Here is a 16,911-nt window from a genome sequence, read left to right on the forward strand (position 1 = left end):
TGTGGGAGCGGGCTTGCTCGCGAATGCTGAGTGTCAGTCACCAGATGTACTGACTGATCCACCGCATTCGCGAGCAAGCCCGCTCCCACATTTTTGATCCGGTTCCGCCAGGCTGCGCGGGTTAGACCGGAGCAGGCGCCCGGCGCTTGTCTGGCTGTTGCCAGCCATCCGCTGCCGCTTCTTCAATCGCTTGCTGAATGGCTTTTTTGCGGTGTTCTTCGGCACGGCGGCTGAAGAACCACACCAGGAAGGTCACCAGCGACACCGCCAACAGAATCAGGCTGGCCACGGCGTTGATCTCGGGTTTAACCCCGAGACGCACCGCCGAGAATACTTCCATCGGCAAGGTCGTCGAGCCTGGGCCCGACACGAAGCTGGCCAGTACCAGGTCATCCAGCGACAGCGCGAACGACATCATGCCGCCCGCCGCCAACGACGGCGCAATCATCGGGATGGTGATCAGGAAGAACACCTTCCACGGCCGCGCGCCCAGGTCCATCGCCGCTTCTTCAATCGACAGGTCCAGCTCACGCAAGCGCGCCGACACCACCACCGCCACATACGCCGCACAGAACGTGGTGTGGGCGATCCAGATAGTGACGATGCCACGCTCCTGGGGCCAACCGATCATCTGCGCCATGGCCACGAACAGCAGCAACAGCGACAGACCGGTGATCACCTCGGGCATGACCAGCGGCGCCGTCACCAGGCCGCCGAACAGCGTGCGGCCCTTGAAGTGGCTGATGCGCGTCAGCACGAACGCCGCCAACGTCCCCAGCGCCACGGCGGCCACCGCCGTGTAGCAGGCGATTTCCAGGGAGCGTGCCACCGAGCCCATCAACTGGGTGTTGTCCAGCAGGCCCACGTACCACTTGATCGACCAACCGCCCCACACCGTCACCAGCTTGGATTCGTTGAACGAGTAGATCACCAGGATCAGCATCGGCAGGTAGATGAACAGCAACCCCGCCACCAGCATGAAACTCGAGAAACTGAAGCGCTTCATATCTTGCCCTCCATCTCTTTGGCTTGGCTGCGGTTAAACAGGATGATCGGCACGATCAGGATCGCCAGCATCACCACCGCCAGGGCAGACGCCACCGGCCAGTCACGGTTGTTGAAGAATTCTTGCCACAGCACTTTACCGATCATCAGCGTTTCCGGGCCGCCGAGCAGTTCCGGGATCACGAACTCGCCCACCACCGGAATGAACACCAGCATGCAGCCGGCGATGATGCCGTTCTTGGACAGCGGCACGGTGATTTTCCAGAAGCTGTTGAAGGTACTCGAGCCCAGGTCGGACGCGGCTTCCAGCAGGCTCTGGTCGTGTTTGACGAGGTTGGCGTACAGCGGCAGGATCATGAACGGCAGGTACGAATAGACCACGCCGATGTACACCGCGATGTTGGTGTTGAGGATCTGCAGCGGTTCGTTGATCAACCCGATGGACATCAGGAAGCCGTTGAGCAACCCGTTGTTGCTGAGGATGCCCATCCACGCATACACGCGGATCAGAATCGCGGTCCAGGTCGGCATCATGATCAGCAGCACCAGCACGGTCTGCATCTCTTTGCGTGCGCTGGCAATGGCGTAGGCCATCGGATAGCCGATCAACAGGCACAAAATCGTGCTGAAAAACGCCATCTTCAGCGAGCCCAGGTACGCGGCGATGTACAACTCGTCGTCGCCCAGCATCGCGTAGTTGCCCAGGTTGAGCACCAGTTGCAGCTTTTGCTCAACGAAGGTGTAGATCTCGGTGTAAGGCGGGATCGCTACGTCGGCTTCGGCAAAGCTGATCTTCAAGACGATGAAGAACGGCAGCGCGAAAAACAGAAACAGCCAGAGGAAAGGGATCCCGATGACCACATGCCGGCCACCGGGTGTTATTCGTTGCAGCTGGCGTTTGAACTTCTTCATATTCATGAGCGAAGCACCACGCCGCTGTCGTCTTCCCACCACACATACACCTGGTCGCCCCAGGTTGGGCGCTGGCCACGGCGCTCGGCGTTGGCGACGAAGGACTGCACCAGCTTGCCGCTCGGCAGCTCGACGTAGAACACCGAGTGGCCGCCCAGGTAGGCGATGTCGTGCACCTTGCCGCTGGACCAGTTGTGCTCACAGGTCGGCATTTCGGTGGTCACCAGCAGCTTTTCAGGGCGGATGGCGTAGGTCACCGACTTGTCTTCCACCGCCGTGGCGATGCCGTAGCCCACGTAGATGTCGCGGTCCAGGTCCGGGCACTTGAGCACCGCGTGGCCTTCGGCGTCGTCCACCACTTGGGTGTCGAAGATGTTCACGTTGCCGATGAACTCGCACACCAGGCGGCTGGTAGGCGTTTCGTAGATGTCGATCGGGCTGCCGATCTGCGCGATCCAGCCCAGGTGCATGATCGCGATGCGCTCGGCCATGGTCATGGCCTCTTCCTGGTCGTGGGTCACCATCACGCAGGTCACGCCCACGCGCTCGATGATCTCCACCAGCTCCAGCTGCATTTGCGAACGCAGTTTCTTGTCGAGGGCGCCCATCGGCTCATCGAGCAGCAGCAGTTTCGGGCGCTTGGCCAGCGAACGCGCAAGGGCCACACGCTGACGCTGACCACCCGACAGTTGATGCGGCTTGCGCTTGGCGTACTGGCTCATCTGCACCAGCTTGAGCATCTCGGCCACGCGGGCGTCGACTTCAGCCTTGGGAATCTTGTCCTGCTGCAGGCCGAACGCGATGTTCTGCGCTACCGTCATGTGCGGGAACAAGGCGTAGGACTGGAACATCATGTTGATCGGCCGCTCATACGGCGGCATGTCGGTGATGTCCACACCGTCGAGGTAAATGCGACCTTCGGTTGGGCGCTCGAAGCCTGCGAGCATGCGCAGCAAAGTGGATTTGCCCGAACCCGAACCGCCGAGCAAGGCGAAGATCTCGCCTTTCTTGATTTCCAGGGACACATCGTCCACGGCAATCGTCTCGTCGAACTTCTTCGTGACCCGGTCGATTTTGACCAACACCTTTTTCGGTGTCTGGTCGCCCTCGAGGGCTTTCTTATAGGCGCCGGAGGCAACTGCCATTTACGAAACTCCCAACAAAATTTGAGGTTCACCCAATACGGGCGAAACCTTGGATAGTTTGAGCTTTAAGCCTTACTTGCCCGTCTTGACCTTGGTCCAGCTACGGGTCATTAAACGCTGCACGTTCGGGGGTAACTCGAAGTTGACAAACGTCCGGTCGAGAACCGCCTGCGGTGGGTAAACCGCTGCGTCGGTGCGTATCGATTGCTCCATCAGTTTGTCCGCCCCGGGGTTAGGGTTGGCGTAACCGACGTAATCACTGACCTGAGCGATCACCTCAGGTTGCAGTAAATAGTTGATGTAGGCGTGGGCCTCTTTAACGTTGGTGGCATCCGCCGGGATCGCCAGCACGTCAAACCACAGGTTGCCGCCTTCTTTCGGAATCGCGTAGGCGATCTTCACGCCCTTGCCCGCCTCGGCCGCGCGGGCCTTGGCCTGGAACACATCACCGGAGAAACCTGCCGCCACGCAGATGTTGCCGTTGGCCAGGTCCGAGATGTACTTGGAGGAGTGGAAGTAAGTCACGTAAGGACGCACTTTCAGCAGTTTCTCTTCGGCCTTTTTATAGTCGGCCGGGTTGGTGCTGTTGGGGTTCAGGCCCATGTAGTTGAGCACCGCCGGCAGCATTTCATCGGCCGAGTCCATGAACGAGACGCCACAGGTGGCCAGCTTTTTCATGTTCTCCGGCTCGAACAGCACCGCCCAGGAATCGATATGGTCGACGCCCAGTACTTCTTTGACTTTGTCGACGTTGTAACCGATCCCGTTGGTGCCCCACAGATACGGCACGGCGTACTGGTTACCCGGATCGTTCTTTTCCAGACGCTTGAGCAGCGCCGGGTCGAGGTTTGCATAATGGGTCAGCAATGACTTGTCGAGCTTCTGGAACGCCCCGGCCTTGATCTGCTTGCCGAGGAAGTGGTTCGACGGCACGACCACGTCGTAACCGGTGCGCCCGGCGAGCAACTTGCCTTCCAGGGTTTCATTGGAATCAAACACGTCATACACGGGCTTGATGCCGCTGGCCTTTTCGAAGTTGGCCAGGGTGTCGGGGCCGATGTAGTCCGACCAGTTATAAATATGCACAGTCGGCGCGGCCTGCACGCTGACAGCCAGCGTGATACCTGCACCTACCAGCACGGCTTTGCGAAATAAAGAAATTGGCAAGTGGAGGTCCTCTTAAATAGTTGGGCCTTAAAGTTGTTGCCCGGCAACAAAACCGGCGCGCAACTTACCCTCGATAAACCGATCCGGCAAAACTTTCTGTCATTTAATTTGTGGGAGTCGGTTTAGGAGGAGCGGGCTTGCTCGCGAAGGCGATGTGTCAGCCAGCAGGTGCATCAACTGATACACCGCTTTGGCGAGCAAATCGAATCGTCGAACCGCCGCTCCCACACAAGCCCGTTCCCACAGGGTTTAAGGCTTATTTACCCGATTTGATTTTGGTCCAGCTGCGGGTCATTTCACGCTGAGTTGCAGCCGGCAAGTCAGCAATGGCGTAGAGCTTGGCTTGCACATCGGCGGACGGGTAGATGCCCGGGTCGCTGGTGATGTCTTTGTCGACCAGTGGGGTCGCTTTCTCGTTACCGTTCGGGAAACGTACGCTGTTGGTGATGGCAGCCATGACTTTCGGCTCCAGCAGGTAGTTCATGAACTTGTAGGCAGCGTCGACGTTTTCAGCATCTTTAGGGATGGCGACCATGTCATAGAAACTGCCGGCGCCTTCTTTCGGAATGTCGTAGGCCACCTTGACCTTGCCACCGGCTTCAGCCGCGCGGGATTTGGCCTGCTGGATGTCACCCGAGTAGCCCACGGCTACGCAGATGTTGCCGTTGGCCAGGTCCGAGATGTACTTGGACGAGTGGAAGTAGCCGATCGAAGGGCGCAGCTTGAGGAACAGGTCCTCGGCTTGCTTGAGGTCGGCCTTTTTCTGGGTGTCGGTCGGCAGCCCCAGGTAATGCAGGGCCACCGGCAGCATTTCGGTTGGCGAATCGAGGAAGCTCACGCCGCAGCCTTTCAGCTTGGCGAGGTTTTCCGGCTTGAGGATGGTGTCCCAGGATTCGATCTTGTCGATGCCCAGTGCAGCCTTGACCTTCTCCGGGTTGTAGCCGATACCGATCGAGCCCCACATGTACGGGAAGGCGTGCTTGTTGTCCGGGTCGCTGACCGACACGGCCTTGAGCAGGGATTTGTTCAGGTTGTCGTAGTTGGACAGCTTGGACTTGTCCAGCTCCTGATAGACACCGGCCTTGATCTGCTTGGCGAGGAAGTTGTTCGACGGTACGACAATGTCGTAACCGGACTTGCCTGCCAGCAACTTGGCTTCCAGCGTCTCGTTGCTGTCGAAAACGTCGTACACCACTTTAATGCCCGACTCTTTTTCAAAGTTGGCGATGGTGTCCGGTGCAATGTAGTCGGACCAGTTATAGACGTGCAGCACTTTATCGTCTGCCTGGGCCGCGCCCGCCATTGCGCCCAACAGGGACAAGGCGAGGAGGGTCTTGCCAGCGTTCTTCAAACCTAATGCCTTCATTTGGTGATGCTCCAATTTTTCTTTTTTGGGCCACATTTTTTACACGTTCAGCGGCCCTTCCAAAGGGCAACAAAACAGGGCGACAGTCTGGCAAGTTCAGGGGCCGGCTTTCAACCAAAGCGCCCTTATTACTGCGTTTTTGTAACTGCCCGGACGCAGCACCCGAAGCCGCTGCGCCCTGAGCCTAGCACTTAGCCCTGCAATGCCGCCAAAGTCAGGTCCAGGCACTGGCGAGCCTTGGTCACCAGCTCGTCGATTTCCGCCTTGCTGATCACCAGCGACGGCGAAATGATCATGGTGTCGCCCACGGCGCGCATGATCAGGCCGTTCTCGAAGCAGAACGTGCGGCAGATCATGCCCACACCACGGCCTTCGTAACGTTTGCGCGTGGCCTTGTCCTGCACCAGCTCAATCGCCCCGAGCATGCCGACTCCGCGAACTTCACCCACCAACGGGTGATCAGCCAGTTCCCTCAGACGTTTCTGCAAATACGGTGCCGTTTCGTCGTGCACACGGTTAACGATTTTTTCATCGCGCAGGATGCGGATGTTTTCCAGCGCCACGGCTGCCGCTACCGGGTGACCGGAATAGGTGAAGCCGTGGTTGAAATCGCCGCCTTCATTGAGCACGGCGACCACGTCGTCGTGCACGATCAGGCCGCCCATGGGGATGTAACCCGAGGTCAGGCCTTTGGCGATGGTCATCATGTGCGGCTTGAGGTCGTAGAAGTCGCTGCCGAACCACTCACCGGTCCGGCCGAAACCGCAGATCACTTCATCAGCAACAAACAGGATGTCGTACTTGGCGAGGATTTCCTTGATGCGCGGCCAGTAGGTTTCTGGCGGCACGATCACACCACCGGCGCCCTGGATCGGCTCGGCAATAAAGGCACCGACGTTGTCCACGCCCAGTTCCAGAATCTTCTCTTCCAACTGGTTGGCGGCCCACACCCCGAACTCTTCCGGGCTCATGTCGCCGCCTTCGCCATACCAGTACGGCTGGGCGATGTGGGTGATGCCCGGGATCGGCAAGTCGCCCTGTTCATGCATATAGGTCATGCCGCCCAGGCTGGCACCGGCCACGGTAGAGCCGTGGTAGCCATTCTTGCGGCTGATGATGGTCTTCTTGTTCGGCTGGCCTTTGACCGCCCAGTAGTGGCGGACCATGCGCAACATGGTGTCGTTGCCTTCGGAGCCTGAACCGGTGAAAAACACGTGGTTCATGCCGGCCGGTGCGATGTCGGAAATAACCTTGGCCAACTCCAGCACCGGCGGGTGAGCGGTCTGGAAAAACAGGTTGTAGTACGGCAGTTCTTTCATCTGCTTGGCGGCGGCGTCAGCCAGTTCATCGCGACCGTAACCGATCGCCACGCACCACAGGCCGGCCATGCCGTCGAGGATCTTGTTGCCTTCGCTGTCCCACAGGTAAACGCCGTGGGCTTTGGTGATGATCCGTGGGCCTTTCACTTTCAATTGCTTGAAGTCACTGAACGGCGCCAGGTGGTGATCGTTGCTCAAGGCTTGCCATTCACGGGTTTGCGGGTTGTTGCTGGACATACCAATCTCCTAGACTTTTTCAGGTGAGGGCGCGCCAATCCTGCGGCGCGCCCGGCGCATCAGACGGCGAAGAGCAGGAATTCCCGCTCCCATGAGCTGATCACGCGCTTGAAGTTTTCATGCTCGGCCCGCTTGACCGCGACGTAGCCTGTGATGAATTTTTGACCCAGGTATTTCTCGATGGTCTTGCTGTTTTCCATGCGTTCCAGGGCGTCTTCGATGGTCAACGGCAGGCGCAGGTTGCGCCGCTCGTAGCCACGACCCACCACGGGCGCGCTCGGGTTATGGCCTTCGACCATGCCGATGTAGCCGCACAACAGGCTGGCGGCAATTGCCAGGTACGGGTTGGCGTCGGCGCCCGGCAGGCGGTTTTCGACGCGACGGTTCTGCGGGCCGGCATCCGGTACGCGCAGGCCCACGGTGCGGTTCTCTTCGCCCCACTCCACATTCACCGGCGCCGAGGTGTCGGGCAGGAAGCGGCGGAACGAGTTCACGTTGGGGGCAAACAGCGGCAGCAATTCAGGGATGAATTTCTGCAGGCCGCCAATGTGGTTGAGGAACAATTGGCTCATGGTCCCGTCTTCATTGGAGAAGACGTTCTTGCCAGTGGCGATGTCGATGATGCTCTGGTGCAGGTGCATCGCGCTGCCGGGCTCGCCGGTCATCGGCTTGGCCATGAAGGTGGCGGCCACGTTGTGCTTGAGCGCGGCTTCACGCATGGTGCGCTTGAACACCAGAATCTGGTCGGCCAGGGACAGGGCATCGCCGTGACGGAAGTTGATTTCCATCTGCGCCGTGCCGTCCTCGTGGATCAGCGTGTCGAGGTCCAGCTCCTGCAGCTCGCACCAGTCGTAGACGTCTTCGAACAATGGGTCGAATTCGTTGGCCGCTTCTATAGAGAAGGATTGGCGACCGGTCTCCGGGCGCCCGGAACGGCCGATCGGCGGTTGCAGCGGGAAGTCCGGGTCTTCGCAGCGTTTGGTCAGGTAGAACTCCATCTCCGGCGCCACGATGGGCTGCCAGCCTCTGTCGGAGTACAACTTGAGGACTTTCTTGAGCACGTTGCGCGGCGACAGCTCGATCGGGTTGCCTTGCTTGTCGTAGGTGTCGTGAATCACCTGGGCGGTGGGCTCGATGGCCCAGGGCACCAGGAATACGGCGTTCTGGTCCGGGCGGCAGATCATGTCGATGTCGGCCGGGTCGAGCAATTCGTAATAGATGTCGTCTTCGACATAGTCGCCGGTCACGGTCTGCAACAGAACGCTCTCGGGCAGGCGCATGCCTTTTTCGGCGATGAACTTGTTGGTCGGCGAGATCTTGCCCCGGGTGATGCCGGTGAGGTCGCCAATCATGCATTCGACTTCTGTGATCTTGTGGTCTTTCAACCAATCGGTGAGCTGGTCGAGGTTGTTACTCATAAATGCCTCTGGGCTGTGTTTCCTGACATCCATTAAAGGTCAGGCGTAAGTTGACGCAGCATCCGCGTCGCGTTGCATCGCCCGCTGTCGACAGGCCGAACCAAAGGCCTGGAAGATCGCGAGGTAGTGCGGGTTAGAGCTTACCTGCCATTCGGGGTGCCATTGCACTCCTAAAGCAAAAGCCTTGCCCGCGGTGTAAGAAAAAGCTTCGATCAGCCCATCAGGCGCGGTGGCTTCGACCTGCAAACCGGGCGCCAGGCGGTCAACGCCCTGGCTGTGAATCGAATTGACCTGGACCGTCTGCGGCAAACCCAGGCTTGCCAATACCCCACTCGGGGAGATCGCCACGGCGTGCGCCGGGCCGTACTGGACCTCCAGCGGCTGAGTGTCGTCTTCGCGGTGATCCATCATGCCCGGCACTTCATGAACCTTCTGGTGCAGGCTGCCGCCAAACGCCACGTTCATTTCCTGGAAGCCACGGCAGATGCCCAGCACCGGGACGCCTGCGGCAATCGCGGCACGCAGCAACGGCAAGGTGGTCTGATCGCGTGCAGAATCATGAGCAGTCCCGGGCGCGCTGGCCGGACCGTCGTAATGAAAGGGTTCGATATTGGAAGGAGAGCCGGTAAATAGAATGCCATCCAGGCCGTCAAAAATATTGGCCGGGTCGAGCAGATCGCCCAAGGATGGAATGATCAATGGCAAGCCCTTGGCAGCGGTGGCCACTGCACGGACGTATTTGTCGCCACTGATGTGATAAGCATGCAGACCGACCTGTTTGGAGCAGGCGGTGACGCCGATTAACGGCAGGCGAGACATGAAGCACCCCGGTATTATTGCTGTTATGGGTTTGAATCGAGCTTAGCCTTGTTCATTTTTTTACACAACACCCCCGTAAAAAATACAACACGGCCCGCTCAAGCCTGCTAGTCCCAAGCCCTCCAAACCCAAAAAACCGCCCCAAAAAGCCCCAAAAAAGGCCTCAAGGCGCTTTTTTAGGGCAAAAAAGGCCTCGCTTGACTTCGGCATGCCGTTCGGGTTGACTGAAACCAGAAAAGATCAATGATTGATATTTTTAACAACAAAGGTGTTGCATCATGTCGGTACCCCCGCGTGCCGTTCAGCTTAACGAAGCGAACGCGTTCCTTAAGGATCATCCTGAGGTTCTGTACGTAGACCTTCTAATTGCGGATATGAATGGTGTGGTGCGCGGCAAGCGCATCGAACGCACCAGCCTCCACAAGGTTTACGAGAAGGGCATTAACCTGCCTGCCTCTTTATTTGCCCTGGATATCAACGGCTCGACGGTGGAAAGCACCGGCCTGGGTCTGGACATCGGTGATGCTGACCGAATCTGTTATCCGATCCCCGACACCCTGTGCAATGAACCCTGGCAAAAGCGCCCCACCGCGCAACTGCTGATGACCATGCACGAACTTGAAGGTGAACCTTTCTTCGCCGATCCTCGCGAAGTGCTCCGCCAAGTTGTCAGCAAATTCGACGACCTCGGTTTGACCATCTGCGCCGCCTTCGAGCTTGAGTTCTACCTGATCGACCAGGAGAACGTGAACGGCCGCCCCCAACCGCCCCGCTCGCCGATCTCCGGCAAACGCCCGCACTCGACACAGGTCTACCTGATCGACGACCTCGACGAATACGTCGACTGCCTCCAGGACATTCTGGAAGGGGCCAAAGAGCAAGGCATCCCTGCCGACGCCATCGTCAAGGAAAGTGCCCCGGCGCAGTTCGAAGTGAACCTGCACCACGTGGCCGACCCGATCAAGGCTTGCGACTACGCGGTACTGCTCAAGCGCCTGATCAAGAACATCGCCTACGACCATGAAATGGACACCACCTTCATGGCCAAGCCTTACCCAGGCCAGGCAGGCAACGGTTTGCACGTACACATTTCGATCCTGGACAAGGACGGCAAGAACATCTTTGCCAGCGAGGATCCCGAGCAGAACGCCGCATTGCGTCACGCGATCGGCGGTGTGCTCGAGACCCTACCCGCCCAAATGGCGTTCCTGTGCCCCAACGTCAACTCCTACCGTCGTTTCGGCGCACAGTTCTACGTGCCGAACTCGCCGTGCTGGGGCCTGGATAACCGCACCGTGGCGATTCGCGTACCGACCGGCTCGTCCGACGCCGTACGTATCGAACACCGTGTGGCCGGCGCCGACGCCAACCCTTACCTGCTGATGGCTTCGGTCCTGGCAGGCGTGCACCACGGACTGACCAACAAAATCGAACCGGGCGCTCCAGTGGAAGGCAACAGCTACGAGCAGAACGAACAAAGCCTGCCGAACAACCTGCGCGATGCCCTGCGCGAGTTGGACGACAGCGAGGTGATGGCCAAGTACATCGATCCTAAGTACATCGATATCTTCGTCGCCTGTAAGGAAAGTGAGCTGGAGGAGTTTGAACACTCCATCTCCGACCTTGAGTACAACTGGTACCTGCATACCGTGTAAGCGGTTGCTGGATTGAAAAAACGCCACAGGCTTTTGGTCTGTGGCGTTTTTTTATGGGTTTATTCATGGAGACCGGGTTGGTCCATTCGCAGGCAAGCCAGCTCCCACATTTAACCGAGTTCCCACTTCGGAACGCAGTCAAATGTGGGAGCTGGCTTGCCTGCGAAGGCGGCGCGGCAGACAACACACTTGTGTGCTCATACAATGCCCGCTGCCTTGTAGGAGACTTCCATGACGACTCGCCCCGCCGCTCCTCGCAAACCCCGTGCCCGCAGCCAGGCCCGGATTGATGCGATCCTCGACGCCGCCCGCACCTTGCTGGCAACCGAAGGCGTGGCCAGTCTGTCGATCTACAGCGTGGCCGAGCGCGCGCAGATTCCACCGTCGTCGGTGTATCACTTTTTTGCCAGTGTGCCGGCGTTGCTGGAAGCCCTGACCGCCGACGTGCACGCCGCCTTCCGCGCTGCAATCCAGGCGCCCATCGAGCATGAGTCACTCAAGCATTGGCGTGACCTGTCCTGCCTCGTCGAGCAACGCATGCTCAGTGTCTACGACCATGACGCCGCCGCACGCCAGTTGATCCTGGCCCAGCATGGGCTGACCGAAGTGACCCAGGCGGACCGTCAGCATGATCTGGAACTGGGGGATTTGATGCTGGAGGTGTTCAATCGTCACTTCGAAGTGCCGACGTTGCCCGCTGATGTGGATGTGTTCGCCCTGGCGCTGGAACTCAGCGACCGCGTTTACGCGCGCTCGGTGCATCAGCACGGCCAGATCACGCCGCGCATGGCAGAAGAAGGGATGCGGGTGTTTGATGCGTATGTGGGGCTTTATTTGCCGGCGTATTTGCCCAAGCGGTAAGGCTTGTGGTGACTGTGCCGGCCTCTTCGCGAGCAAGCCCGCTCCCACATTTGAATGCATTCCAGCGTTGGAACTCGGTCAAGTGTGGGAGCGGGCTTGCTCGCGAAGGCAGCCTCCAGAGCGACGGCAATCACAACTTGGCGATCGACACCTCAGTGGACTTCACAAAGGCAATCACTTCGCTGCCAATCACCAGCTCCAACTCTTTGACCGAGCGCGTGGTGATCACAGAAGTCACGATGCCAGACGCTGTCTGAACATCGATTTCGGAAAGCACGTCGCCTTCGACGATTTCCTTGATGGTGCCCTTGAACTGGTTACGCACGTTGATGGCTTTGATAGTCATGGTGTTTTTCCTTCGTGGGACAAGTAAGTTATTGAGCCCAACGCAATTGCGTAGGCAGCGGTGAAACAGGTTCGGGTTCAGGCGGCGTGCCGGGCAACGACAGCACACGGTTAAGCACTTCGGCTTCCAGCGCCGCCAGGCGATGTGAGCCCCGGGCGCGTGGGCGCGGCAGGTCGACAATCAGGTCCAGACCGATCTCACCGTCCTCGATGAGGATCACCCGGTCGGCAATCGCCACGGCTTCACTGACGTCGTGGGTCACCAGCAACACGGTAAAGCCGTGCTTCTGCCAGAGGTTTTCGATCAGTTGCTGCATTTCGATACGGGTCAGGGCATCCAGCGCGCCCAGCGGCTCATCCAGCAGCAGCAGGCGCGGCTGATGAATCAGCGCGCGGGCGAGGGCCACGCGCTGCTTCTGGCCACCGGACAAGGCCGCGGGCCACTCGTTGGCACGCTCGGCCAGGCCAACCGCTTCCAGCGCTTCAAGCGCCCTGGGGCGCCAGTTGCCCTTCAGACCCAGACCCACGTTGTCGATGATCTTTTTCCACGGCAGCAGGCGCGCTTCCTGAAACATCAACCGCGTGTCTTCAATCGCATCGCCAAGCGGCGCAGAGCCTGCCAGCAACTCGCCGCCGCTGGCTTTGTCCAGGCCAGCCAACAAGCGCAGCAAGGTACTTTTGCCGCAGCCGCTGCGCCCCACCACCGCCACGAACTGGCCGGCGGGAATGTGCAGATCAATCTCTTTGAGGACTTCCCGCGCACCAAAGGCCTTGCGCAATTTGCGCACCGCCAGCGGGATGCCCTTGAGCAGGCGCGGAGGTTGTTGAGCCGTCATGCCGCACCGCCTTTATTCACTTGATACGCCGGGTGCCAGCGCAGCCACACACGCTCCAGACCGCGCGCGGCCAGGTCGGCCAGCTTGCCGAGGATGGCGTACATGACGATGGCCAATACCACCACGTCGGTTTGCAGAAATTCACGCGCATTCATCGCCAGGTAACCGATGCCGGAGCTGGCCGAGATGGTTTCCGCCACGATCAGCGTCAACCACATAAAGCCCAGGGCAAAACGCACGCCCACCAAAATCGAAGGCAGCGCGCCCGGCAGGATCACCTGACGGAACAGGCTGAAACCGGACAAACCATAGCTGCGCGACATTTCCACCAACGCCGGGTCGACGTTGCGGATACCGTGGTAGGTGTTCAGGTAAATCGGGAACAGCGTGCCGAGGGCGACCAGGAAAATCTTCGCGGTCTCGTCAATGCCGAACCACAGGATCACCAGCGGAATCAGCGCCAGGTGCGGCACGTTGCGGATCATCTGCACCGAACTGTCCAACAGGCGCTCGCCCCATTTCGACAGGCCGGTGATAAAGCCCAGGGCCAAACCGATGCTGCCACCGATCACAAAACCCAGGCCGGCACGCCAGCCGCTGATAGCTAGGTGCGTCCAGATTTCGCCCGTGCGAACCAGGTTGACCCCAGCCTCGATCACCGCACTCGGCGCCGGCAGAATGCGGGTCGACAACCAGCCCGCCGACACCGACAGCTGCCACACCGCCAGCAACAGGATCGGCAGCACCCAAGGCGCGACACGATGGCTTAATTTTTCATAGTTCATGACTACGCCTCAGCTCTGCGACGCCGCTTTGGGAAGGATATCGTTGGCAACCATCTCGCCGAACGGGCTGACGTAACCGGCGCTTTTGGGCAGATCGGGACGTTCGATATCCAAGTGCGGGAACAGCAGCTCGGCCACCCGATACGATTCTTCCAGGTGCGGGTAACCCGAGAAGATGAACGTGTCGATGCCCAACGCAGCGTATTCATTGACGCGTGCCGCGACGGTCGGGCCATCGCCCACCAGCGCGGTGCCTGCGCCGCCACGTACCAGGCCAACGCCGGCCCACAGGTTGGGGCTGACCTCGAGGTTGTCGCGGTTGCCGCCGTGCAAGGCGGCCATGCGTTGCTGGCCGACGGAATCGAAGCGCGCCAGGGACGCCTGGGCACGCGCGATGGTGTCGTCATCCAAGTGGGAGATCAGCTTGTCGGCGGCTTTCCACGCTTCGTCATTGGTCTCGCGCACGATTACATGCAGGCGAATGCCAAAGCGCACGGTACGCCCGAGTTTCGCGGCCTTGGCGCGCACCTGTTCGATTTTTTCCGCGACCGCAGCCGGCGGTTCGCCCCAGGTCAGGACCATTTCCACCTGTTCGGCTGCCAGGTCCTGGGCCGCTTCCGAGGAACCGCCGAAGTACAGCGGCGGACGCGGTTGCTGGATCGGCGGGTAGAGCAATTTGGCGCCTTTGACGCTGATGTGCTCGCCGTCGTAGTCCACGGTTTCGCCTTCGAGCACACGGCGCCAGATGCGCGTGAATTCGACCGAGGCCTGGTAGCGCTCTTCGTGGCTGAGGAACAAGCCGTCGCCGGCCAGTTCTTCCGGATCACCACCGGTGACCAGGTTGAACAGCGCACGGCCGCCAGACAGGCGATCCAGAGTCGCGGCCTGACGTGCGGCCACCGTCGGGGAAATGATTCCGGGGCGCAGAGCCACAAGGAATTTCAAACGCTGGGTCACCGGGATCAGCGAGGCGGCCACCAGCCACGAGTCTTCGCAGGAGCGGCCGGTGGGAATCAGCACACCGCCAAACCCCAGGCGGTCAGCGGCCTGGGCCACTTGCTGCAGATAACCGTGATCGACGGCGCGAGCGCCTTCGGCGGTGCCAAGGTAATGGCCGTCGCCGTGGGTAGGCAGGAACCAGAAAATATTAAGGCTCATGGAGTTGTCTCCTGAAGAAATCGGATTACGGCGCTGTGGCAACGGCGGCGGGTGGCGTCCAGATCACGTCCTTGATGTTCAAGGGTTTGGGGATCAGTTTGAGCTGGTAGAAGCTGTCGGCGATTTTCTGCTGGGCGGCGACCACGTCCGGGGTCAAGAACAGCGCGCCGTAGCCTTGGCGCTTCACCGAGGTCAGGGTGATGTCAGCCGGCAGGCCAAGCAGCGGTGCGACTTGTTCGGTGACTTCCTGCGGGTTGGCCTTGGACCATTCGCCCACTGCGCGCACTTCCTCCACCAGCGCCTTGATCACTTCAGGGTGCTGCGTGGCATAGGGCTTGGTCGCCAGGTAGAACTGGTGGTTATCGGCAATGCCGGTGCCGTCACGCAGGGTGCGTGCCTGCAGTTGTTTCTCGGCAGCAGCCTGGTACGGGTCCCAGATCACCCAGGCGTCGACGCTGCCACGCTCGAACGCGGCGCGGGCATCGGCGGGCGGCAGGAACACGGTCTGCACGTCGGTGTATTTCAGGCCGGCATCTTCCAGCGCACGCACCAGCAGGTAGTGCACGTTGGAGCCTTTATTGAGCACGATTTTCTTGCCCTTGAGCTCGGCCACGGATTTGATCGGCGAGTCTTTCGGCACCAGGATCGCCTCACTGGTCGGCGCTGGCGGCTCGTAAGCCACGTAGAGCAGATCGGCACCGGCCGCCTGGGCGAAGACCGGCGGGGTTTCGCCGGTGACGCCGAAGTCGATGGAGCCGACGTTCAGGCCTTCGAGCAGTTGCGGACCACCGGGGAACTCAGTCCATTGCACCTGCACGCCTTGGGCGGCCAGGCGTTTTTCCAGGGTGCCCTTGGCTTTGAGCAGCACCAGCGTGCCGTACTTCTGATAGCCGATCCGCAGGGTTTCGGCAGCTTGGGCTTGAACCATGGCGCCGAAGGACACAGCCGCAACAAACAGTGCGACCAGACCACGACGCAAGATGACAGTGCGCATGGCGCTCTCTCCAAAAATGCGATGGGGGGGTTGGCTGCACCTGCTTGGCCGTTGGCGGCTGAGTAAGGTGAGTGCTACAACAATCGGGTCAGGCTTAAATGCTCCAGCGAGCACTCAACAAACGTTCATTCAACACATTGGGGTCCAGCGGTTTGGGGCGACGGGCCATGGCGCTATAGAAGGTCTCCAGGGCCTCGTGCAAACGCTGTTCAAGCACGGGCACCAGCTGCGCCTGGGCGCTGCCTTCGGCATAAGCGATCTGGCTGTCCTCGGCAAAAATGCCGTGGAGCAATTCCTGGGCCTTGAGGGCCGACAGCACGGGCTTCAGCGCGTAGTCCACCGCCAGCATGTGCGCGATGCTGCCGCCCGTGGCCATGGGCAATACGATCTTGTGGGCCAGGGCGCGTTCGGGCAGCAGATCCAGCACGGTTTTCAACGCGCCGGAGAACGAGGCTTTGTACACCGGGGTGGCAATGACCAGGCCGTCGGCGTTGGCGACCTGTTGCAGCAGGTCGATGACCTTGGGGCTGTCGAAGCGTGCATGCAGCAAGTCTTCGGCCGGGAAGTCCCGTATCTGATAACTCACCACTTCCACGCCTTTGTCTTGCAGCCACTGACGGGTTTTTTCCAGCAAGACCCCGGAGCGGGAACGCTGGCTGGGACTGCCTCCAAGTGTTACGACCAGCATGCAGGTATTCCTTGAGCAAGTGTCGGCGGTTCGCTGTGTGGCGATGGCGCCAAGATGGGACAGACCCTATCAGCATATTTATATATCTTTAAATCTTATTTTTTCATTTGTTTATTCTATAAATGCATATGTACTTTATATATCCTGGGGCGAAAAAAAAGGCCGTCGAAACGGCCTGAAAACCCCTGCTATGTGAGACTG

16 protein-coding genes are annotated in these 16,911 nt (G+C 59.7%); 2 read left to right on the plus strand and 14 right to left on the minus strand.

Translation table 11 applies throughout. The features are described from left to right. Positions 1–121: 121 nt before the first annotated feature. The 8 genes from AACW30_RS01280 to AACW30_RS01315 all read right to left on the minus strand — a co-directional run bounded on the left by AACW30_RS01280 (position 122) and on the right by AACW30_RS01315 (position 9,388). Positions 122–1,006 (minus strand): ABC transporter permease subunit, encoded by an 885-nt coding sequence (locus AACW30_RS01280; protein WP_106575745.1) that lies wholly within the window; start codon positions 1,004–1,006, stop codon positions 122–124. Further along, positions 1,003–1,923, minus strand: coding sequence for an ABC transporter permease subunit (locus AACW30_RS01285; protein WP_017139530.1), 921 nt, complete (start codon positions 1,921–1,923; stop codon positions 1,003–1,005). Before AACW30_RS01285 ends, AACW30_RS01280 begins: the two co-directional genes overlap by 4 nt. Then, entirely contained in the window at positions 1,920–3,062 is a 1,143-nt protein-coding gene (locus AACW30_RS01290) for an ABC transporter ATP-binding protein (RefSeq protein WP_003176776.1), read from the minus strand. Before AACW30_RS01290 ends, AACW30_RS01285 begins: the two co-directional genes overlap by 4 nt. A 72-nt stretch (positions 3,063–3,134) precedes the next feature. Next, on the minus strand, positions 3,135–4,229 hold the full coding sequence (locus tag AACW30_RS01295; protein ID WP_106575746.1) for a polyamine ABC transporter substrate-binding protein: 1,095 nt from the start codon (positions 4,227–4,229) through the stop codon (positions 3,135–3,137). A gap of 256 nt (positions 4,230–4,485) precedes the next feature. After that, on the minus strand, positions 4,486–5,580 hold the full coding sequence (locus AACW30_RS01300) for a polyamine ABC transporter substrate-binding protein (protein ID WP_106576071.1): 1,095 nt from the start codon (positions 5,578–5,580) through the stop codon (positions 4,486–4,488). 206 nt (positions 5,581–5,786) lie between these two features. Then, on the minus strand, positions 5,787–7,151 hold the full coding sequence (locus AACW30_RS01305; protein WP_106575747.1) for an aspartate aminotransferase family protein: 1,365 nt from the start codon (positions 7,149–7,151) through the stop codon (positions 5,787–5,789). Between the two features lie 59 nt (positions 7,152–7,210). After that, the gene (locus AACW30_RS01310; protein WP_017139534.1) at positions 7,211–8,569 is read right to left on the minus strand and encodes a glutamine synthetase family protein; all 1,359 of its coding nucleotides are present in this window, start codon (positions 8,567–8,569) and stop codon (positions 7,211–7,213) included. Between the two features lie 39 nt (positions 8,570–8,608). Continuing rightward, a complete protein-coding gene (locus AACW30_RS01315) occupies positions 8,609–9,388 on the minus strand; it encodes a gamma-glutamyl-gamma-aminobutyrate hydrolase family protein (protein WP_200622309.1) in 780 nt (259 codons plus the stop codon). A 278-nt stretch (positions 9,389–9,666) separates the two neighbouring features. Here AACW30_RS01315 and AACW30_RS01320 point away from each other — a divergent pair, with 278 nt between their 5' ends. Both AACW30_RS01320 and AACW30_RS01325 read left to right on the plus strand, forming a co-directional pair. Continuing rightward, on the plus strand, positions 9,667–11,043 hold the full coding sequence (locus AACW30_RS01320) for a glutamine synthetase family protein (protein WP_003213894.1): 1,377 nt from the start codon (positions 9,667–9,669) through the stop codon (positions 11,041–11,043). Positions 11,044–11,274: 231 nt separating this feature from the next. Further along, the gene (locus tag AACW30_RS01325; RefSeq protein ID WP_200622310.1) at positions 11,275–11,904 is read left to right on the plus strand and encodes a TetR/AcrR family transcriptional regulator; all 630 of its coding nucleotides are present in this window, start codon (positions 11,275–11,277) and stop codon (positions 11,902–11,904) included. Positions 11,905–12,034: 130 nt separating this feature from the next. Here the strand turns inward: AACW30_RS01325 and AACW30_RS01330 are convergent, their stop codons facing one another. The 6 genes from AACW30_RS01330 to ssuE all read right to left on the minus strand — a co-directional run bounded on the left by AACW30_RS01330 (position 12,035) and on the right by ssuE (position 16,710). Next, entirely contained in the window at positions 12,035–12,250 is a 216-nt protein-coding gene (locus tag AACW30_RS01330; protein ID WP_003213899.1) for a TOBE domain-containing protein, read from the minus strand. A gap of 28 nt (positions 12,251–12,278) precedes the next feature. Further along, positions 12,279–13,085, minus strand: coding sequence for an aliphatic sulfonates ABC transporter ATP-binding protein (gene ssuB, locus AACW30_RS01335; RefSeq protein ID WP_200622312.1), 807 nt, complete (start codon positions 13,083–13,085; stop codon positions 12,279–12,281). Then, on the minus strand, positions 13,082–13,870 hold the full coding sequence (gene ssuC, locus AACW30_RS01340) for an aliphatic sulfonate ABC transporter permease SsuC (protein ID WP_106575751.1): 789 nt from the start codon (positions 13,868–13,870) through the stop codon (positions 13,082–13,084). Before ssuC ends, ssuB begins: the two co-directional genes overlap by 4 nt. Before the next feature lie 9 nt (positions 13,871–13,879). Further along, on the minus strand, positions 13,880–15,028 hold the full coding sequence (gene ssuD, locus AACW30_RS01345) for an FMNH2-dependent alkanesulfonate monooxygenase (RefSeq protein ID WP_200622314.1): 1,149 nt from the start codon (positions 15,026–15,028) through the stop codon (positions 13,880–13,882). Between the two features lie 25 nt (positions 15,029–15,053). After that, positions 15,054–16,022: a sulfonate ABC transporter substrate-binding protein gene (locus AACW30_RS01350; RefSeq protein ID WP_119737339.1), complete on the minus strand. Its 969-nt coding sequence runs from the start codon at positions 16,020–16,022 to the stop codon at positions 15,054–15,056. 94 nt (positions 16,023–16,116) lie between these two features. After that, positions 16,117–16,710 carry an NADPH-dependent FMN reductase gene (gene ssuE, locus AACW30_RS01355; RefSeq protein ID WP_106575754.1) on the minus strand — a complete coding sequence of 198 codons (594 nt, stop codon included), beginning with the start codon at positions 16,708–16,710 and terminating at the stop codon, positions 16,117–16,119. Positions 16,711–16,911 lie beyond the last annotated feature (201 nt).

The organism is Pseudomonas sp. MF6747 (genome assembly GCF_963890955.1).
Lineage (GTDB): Bacteria > Pseudomonadota > Gammaproteobacteria > Pseudomonadales > Pseudomonadaceae > Aquipseudomonas.

Coding starts and splice junctions, on each gene's coding strand:
- AACW30_RS01280 (WP_106575745.1), bottom strand. CDS start 1,006: ATGAAGCGCTTCAGTTTCTCGAGTTTCATGCTGGTGGCGGGGTTGCTG.
- AACW30_RS01285 (WP_017139530.1), bottom strand. CDS start 1,923: ATGAATATGAAGAAGTTCAAACGCCAGCTGCAACGAATAACACCCGGT.
- AACW30_RS01290 (WP_003176776.1), bottom strand. CDS start 3,062: ATGGCAGTTGCCTCCGGCGCCTATAAGAAAGCCCTCGAGGGCGACCAG.
- AACW30_RS01305 (WP_106575747.1), bottom strand. CDS start 7,151: ATGTCCAGCAACAACCCGCAAACCCGTGAATGGCAAGCCTTGAGCAAC.
- AACW30_RS01310 (WP_017139534.1), bottom strand. CDS start 8,569: ATGAGTAACAACCTCGACCAGCTCACCGATTGGTTGAAAGACCACAAG.
- AACW30_RS01315 (WP_200622309.1), bottom strand. CDS start 9,388: ATGTCTCGCCTGCCGTTAATCGGCGTCACCGCCTGCTCCAAACAGGTC.
- AACW30_RS01320 (WP_003213894.1), top strand. CDS start 9,667: ATGTCGGTACCCCCGCGTGCCGTTCAGCTTAACGAAGCGAACGCGTTC.
- AACW30_RS01325 (WP_200622310.1), top strand. CDS start 11,275: ATGACGACTCGCCCCGCCGCTCCTCGCAAACCCCGTGCCCGCAGCCAG.
- AACW30_RS01330 (WP_003213899.1), bottom strand. CDS start 12,250: ATGACTATCAAAGCCATCAACGTGCGTAACCAGTTCAAGGGCACCATC.
- ssuB (WP_200622312.1), bottom strand. CDS start 13,085: ATGACGGCTCAACAACCTCCGCGCCTGCTCAAGGGCATCCCGCTGGCG.
- ssuC (WP_106575751.1), bottom strand. CDS start 13,870: ATGAACTATGAAAAATTAAGCCATCGTGTCGCGCCTTGGGTGCTGCCG.
- ssuD (WP_200622314.1), bottom strand. CDS start 15,028: ATGAGCCTTAATATTTTCTGGTTCCTGCCTACCCACGGCGACGGCCAT.
- AACW30_RS01350 (WP_119737339.1), bottom strand. CDS start 16,022: ATGCGCACTGTCATCTTGCGTCGTGGTCTGGTCGCACTGTTTGTTGCG.
- ssuE (WP_106575754.1), bottom strand. CDS start 16,710: ATGCTGGTCGTAACACTTGGAGGCAGTCCCAGCCAGCGTTCCCGCTCC.